This is a genomic window from Rhodococcus sp. P3_B8, from assembly GCF_056402775.1.
Genome location: NZ_JBFUGT010000403.1, coordinates 1 through 5,123 on the forward strand (window position 1 = coordinate 1; position 5,123 = coordinate 5,123).

Consider the following 5,123-nt stretch of genomic DNA (forward strand, 5'->3'; position numbering starts at 1 on the left):
ACTACTTCAGTGCCTGCTCGATGTCGCCCACGAGGTCGGCGGCATCCTCGATGCCGACGGACAGACGCACCAGGTCGTCCGGAACCTCGAGCAGCGAACCGGCGGTGGAGGCGTGGGTCATGGCACCCGGGTGCTCGATCAGCGACTCGACGCCGCCGAGCGACTCGGCCAGCGTGAAGATCTCGGTGCGCGAGCAGAAGTCCAGCGCGGCCTGCTTGCCGCCGGCGAGGCGGACCGAGATCATGCCGCCGAAGCGGCGCATCTGCCTCTCCGCGACCTTGTGGCCGGGGTGCGACTCGAGTCCGGGGTAGATGACCTGCGACACCGCGGAGTGCCCGGTGAGCAGTTCGACGACCTTCTCGGCGTTGTCGCTGTGCCGCTCCATGCGCAGGGAGAGGGTCTTGATGCCGCGGAGCGTGAGGAACGCGTCGAAGGGGCCGGGGACCGCGCCTGCACCGTTCTGCAGGAACGCGAACGCCGTGTCGAGTTCCTCGTCGTTGGTGACGAGTGCGCCGCCGACGACGTCGGAGTGTCCGCCGATGTACTTGGTGGTCGAGTGCAGCGCGACGTCGGCGCCCAGCTGCAGCGGCTGCTGCAGGTACGGCGAGGCGAACGTGTTGTCGACGACGATCTTCGCGCCGGCCTCGTGCGCGATGTCGGACAGTGCCTCGATGTCACCGATGTTGAGGAGCGGGTTGGTGGGCGTCTCCACCCATACGAGCTTGGTGTTGGGGCGGATGGCTGCCCGGACCGCGTCCACGTCGGACACCGCGGCGGGCGTGTACTCGATGCCCCACTGGGTGAAGACCTTGTCGATCAGGCGGAACGTTCCGCCGTAGGCGTCGTTCGGGATGACGAGGTGGTCGCCGGGGCGGAGCGCGGCACGGAGCAGGCAGTCGGTGGCGGCCATGCCCGAGCCGAAAGCGCGACCGTAGGTGCCCGACTCGAGGGCGGCGAGGTTGGCCTCGAGCGGTCGTCGGGTGGGGTTGCCGGTGCGGGCGTRTTCGAATCCGTTACGCATGCCGCCGACGCCGTCCTGCGCGAACGTCGAACTCGCGTAGATCGGGACGTTGACGGCGCCCGTCTGCGGGTCCGGGTCGAATCCTGCGTGCACGGCCTTGGTGGAGAACCCCTGCCAGCTGATGTTGTCCGCTTTGCTGCGCTGCTCACTCATGGCCCCCAGCCTAGTGGGGACCTAATTCTCCAGATACTCCGCGATCGCGAACGCGACGTCGAGCTTGGTCGCGTCGCTGACGGAGGGGTCGAGCGCGTTGACGATGATGCTGTGTTCCGGGGTGAGCAGCGCCATGGCCACGACGTCCAGGACCACCCCGCCGAACTCGGCGGAACGGGGGTCGGGGACGACGTTGGTTCCGTTCCGCATCTCGACGAGGACGGCGGGATCCGTCACCTGCGGCTTGACCGACGCGGTGATGGTGCTCATGACGTTGGTCGGTCCCTTGGACCACGAGCACGTCGGATCGGTCGATCCGGGCAGTACGGCCTCGGTGAGATGCGGCCGGTCCGACACCAGGCGGCCGAGTGCCTTCGTCAGCGCGGTGCAGTCTGCGGATGCCTCCGAAGGCGACGTACCCGAAGAGACCGAGTCGATGTCCGACTGCGCGACCGCGGCACCCTCGATGCTGTTCCCGCATCCGGCGGCGGCGAACCCGAGCAGGACGGCCGGGACCACCAGAACACGACGCAGACGAGCACCCACTGTGATTCCCCCTCACGGACACCGCACCGGCGCCCCGCTGTGCACCGTACGTTCCGTGCGCAGCGGGGACCAGTGTTGTCTAGGAACCGGCGCTGAGGAAACCGAGAAGGTCGTGGCGGGTGATGACCCCGGCGGGCTTGCCGTCGTCGACGACCATCAGCGCGTCGGTGTCGCCGAGCGCCTTCGTGGCGGCCGACACGGGCTCGCCGGAACCGATGAGCGGGAACGGCTTGCTCATGTGCTTCTCCACCGGGTCGGCCAGGTGCGCGCGGCCCTCGAACACGGCACTGAGCAGGTCGCGCTCGGTGACGCTGCCCGCCACTTCACCGGCCATGACGGGCGGCTCCGCGCCGACGACGGGCATCTGGGACACCCCGTACTCGCGGAGGATCTCGATGGCGTCGCGCAGCGTCTCGGACGGGTGGGTGTGGACGAGGTCCGGGAGTTCGCCGGACTTGCCGCGCAGCACGTCGCCGACGGTCTTCTCGTCGGGTTTGCCGTCGAGCGGGGTGCGGAGGAATCCGTAGGACGCCATCCACTTGTCGTTGAAGATCTTCGAGAGGTATCCGCGACCACCGTCGGGCAGCAGGACGACGATGACGGCGTCGGGGCCCTCGCGCTTGGCGACCTCGAGTGCGGCGACGACGGCCATGCCGCAGGAGCCGCCGACCAGCAGGCCCTCTTCGCGGGCGAGACGTCGGGTCATCTCGAAGGAGTCGGCGTCGGACACGGCGATGATCTCGTCGGGGATGGACGGGTCGTAGGCGCTCGGCCAGAAGTCCTCGCCCACGCCCTCGACCAGGTACGGACGGCCGGTGCCACCCGAGTACACGGAACCCTCGGGGTCGGCGCCGATGACCTTGACCTTGCCGTCGGACACCTCCTTGAGGTAGCGGCCGGTGCCGGTGATGGTGCCGCCGGTGCCGACGCCCGCGACGAAGTGGGTGATCTTGCCGTCGGTGTCGGCCCAGATCTCGGGGCCGGTGGTCTCGTAGTGGCTCTGCGGGCCGCCCGGGTTGGAGTACTGGTTGGGCTTCCAGCCGCCGGGGAGCTCGCGTGCGAGCCGGTCGGAGACGCTGTAGTAGCTGTCGGGGTGCTCGGGCGCGACCGCGGTGGGGCACACCACGACCTCGGCGCCGTAGGCCTTGAGGACGTTCCGCTTGTCTTCGCTGACCTTGTCGGGGCAGACGAACACGCACTTGTATCCGCGCTTCTGGGCCACCAGGGCGAGGCCGATGCCGGTGTTGCCGGACGTGGGCTCGACGATGGTCCCGCCCGGCTTCAGCTCACCGGACGCCTCCGCGGCGTCGATCATCTTGACCGCGATGCGGTCCTTCGAGCTTCCACCCGGGTTGAGGTATTCGATCTTGGCTGCAACGGTCCCGTGGTTCTCGCCGATGACAGAAGAGAGCTTGACGAGAGGGGTGTTGCCGATCAGGTCGACGACGTGTTCCGCGATGCGCATGCCTCCATGCTCCCAGATGCCCTGATCCGATGCTCACAGACGTCCGGCACGGGGGCCCTGATCCGACTAGATTGGTGCGGACGCAGTCCGCTGGAACCCGTGAGATGAGCACCAGGTAGCGGAAAGGTGAGACCAGTGCCCAAGAGGACCTGGCAGAGCGGAGTGAAGGCCGGCGCCGCGGCTGTCGTGGCAGGTTCGAGCGCAGGCACGCTGTCGTGGGTGGCGTACTCCTATCTGATGTCCCAGGCGACGGCGGCCCGCGGTGTGATCGGGCGCAACGTCGCCAAGCCGCCGGAGGCCGACGGCGTCTACTCCCCCGGCGACGCCGTCCCCGAACGCTGGCTGCGGACCACCCCGTACGACGTCCATCTGATGATCTTCGGCGACTCCACGGCCGCCGGGGTGGGATGCCTGTCGGCGGACGAAGTTCCCGGCGTGCAGATCGCGAGGCGCCTCGCCGACGAGACCGGCAAGCGGATCCGGCTGAGCACCAAGGCCATCGGCGGCGCCACGTCCCGCGGACTCAGCGGGCAGGTGGACGCGATGTTCGTTGCCGGACCGCCGCCGGACGCCGCGGTGATCCTGGTCGGCGCCAACGACGTCACATCGAAGAACTCGATTCGGGCGTCGGCGCGCAGACTCGGGGAAGCGGTGGAACGGCTCCGCGCCCGCGAATGCGCAGTCGTCGTCGGAACGTGCCCCGACCTCGGGGTGGTGACCGCGATCCCCCAACCCCTGCGGACCGTCGTCCGGACGTGGGGGTTGCGCCTGGCGAGGGCGCAGGCGGCCGCGACCAGCGCGGCGGGTGGCCACCCGGTGGCGTTGGCCGATCTGCTGGCGCCGGAGTTCCTGGCGGCCCCCGACCGGATGTTCTCCTCCGACCACTTCCACCCGTCCGCGGCGGGGTACGAACTGGCGGCGATGCAGATCGTGCCCGTTCTCGCGACCGCTCTGGGCATGTGGCACGGCGGACCGCTGCCCGACCTGCCCGAGGTGTCGGAGGCCGCGGAATCACGCAAGCTGTCGACCCGAATGACCGCCTCGCTCAACCGTTTCCTGTGGCGACGCACTGCCCGACGACGCTCGCCTGCCCGTCTCGACGAACTCCTCGCGATCGAGGAGGCGTCCGCGTCCCGGACGCGGCGGGTCGCTGAGTGAGATGGCGATGTCCCCGGTGCCGCCCGGCAACGTAAGTTGTCGGGAAGGCCACAGAACGGGTGGTCTGCAACACAGTGCAGACCCCCGCAGTTGACAAAGGAGTTTTCATGCCCGAGGCAGTCATCGTCTCCGCAGTACGCTCACCGATCGGCCGAGCCATGAAGGGCTCACTCAAGACCATCCGCCCGGATGATCTGACGACGCAGATGGTGGCCGCGGCTCTGGCGAAGGTCCCCGAACTCGATCCCACCGAGATCGACGACCTGCTCCTCGGCTGCGGCCAGCCCGCCGGCCAGTCGGGGTTCAACATCGCCCGCGTCGTCGCGGTGGAACTGGGCTACGACTTCCTGCCCGGCGTCACCGTCAACCGCTACTGTTCCTCCTCGCTGCAGACCACCCGCATGGCACTGCACGCGATCAAGGCCGGCGAGGGCGAGGTGTTCGTCTCCGCCGGCGTCGAGTCGGTGTCCAGCTTCGTCACCGGCAACGCCGACGGCCTGCCGAACACCAAGAACCCGAGGTTCGCCGACGCCGAGGCGCGTACCGCGAAGCTCGCCGAGGGCGGCGTCGCCTGGACCGACCCTCGCGAGGACGAGCAGATTCCCGACGTCTACATCGCGATGGGCCAGACCGCCGAGAACGTCGCCTCGGCCACCGGCATCACCCGTGAGGAGCAGGACCGCTGGGGCGTCCGCTCCCAGAACCGCGCGGAGGAAGCGATCAAGAACGGCTTCTTCGAGCGGGAGATCACCCCGGTCACCCTCCCCGACGGCACCGTCG

General features: G+C 68.9%; 5 protein-coding genes. 2 read left to right on the forward strand and 3 right to left on the reverse strand.

What is annotated here, in order from left to right:
* Position 1: 1 nt before the first annotated feature.
* The 3 genes from AC1D1G_RS41500 to AC1D1G_RS41510 form a co-directional block, all read right to left on the reverse strand.
* A complete protein-coding gene (locus AC1D1G_RS41500; RefSeq protein WP_477956526.1) occupies positions 2–1,174 on the reverse strand; it encodes a cystathionine gamma-synthase in 1,173 nt (390 codons plus the stop codon).
* A gap of 21 nt (positions 1,175–1,195) precedes the next feature.
* Positions 1,196–1,720 carry a hypothetical protein gene (locus AC1D1G_RS41505; protein WP_280781529.1) on the reverse strand — a complete coding sequence of 175 codons (525 nt, stop codon included), beginning with the start codon at positions 1,718–1,720 and terminating at the stop codon, positions 1,196–1,198.
* Positions 1,721–1,799: 79 nt separating this feature from the next.
* On the reverse strand, positions 1,800–3,185 hold the full coding sequence (locus AC1D1G_RS41510) for a cystathionine beta-synthase (protein ID WP_280781528.1): 1,386 nt from the start codon (positions 3,183–3,185) through the stop codon (positions 1,800–1,802).
* A gap of 135 nt (positions 3,186–3,320) precedes the next feature.
* Here AC1D1G_RS41510 and AC1D1G_RS41515 point away from each other — a divergent pair, with 135 nt between their 5' ends.
* Both AC1D1G_RS41515 and AC1D1G_RS41520 read left to right on the forward strand, forming a co-directional pair.
* A complete protein-coding gene (locus tag AC1D1G_RS41515) occupies positions 3,321–4,343 on the forward strand; it encodes an SGNH/GDSL hydrolase family protein (protein WP_477956527.1) in 1,023 nt (340 codons plus the stop codon).
* Positions 4,344–4,450: 107 nt separating this feature from the next.
* Positions 4,451–5,123, forward strand: a 673-nt coding sequence (locus AC1D1G_RS41520; protein WP_477956528.1) for a thiolase family protein, incomplete at its 3' end; no start/stop codon positions are given.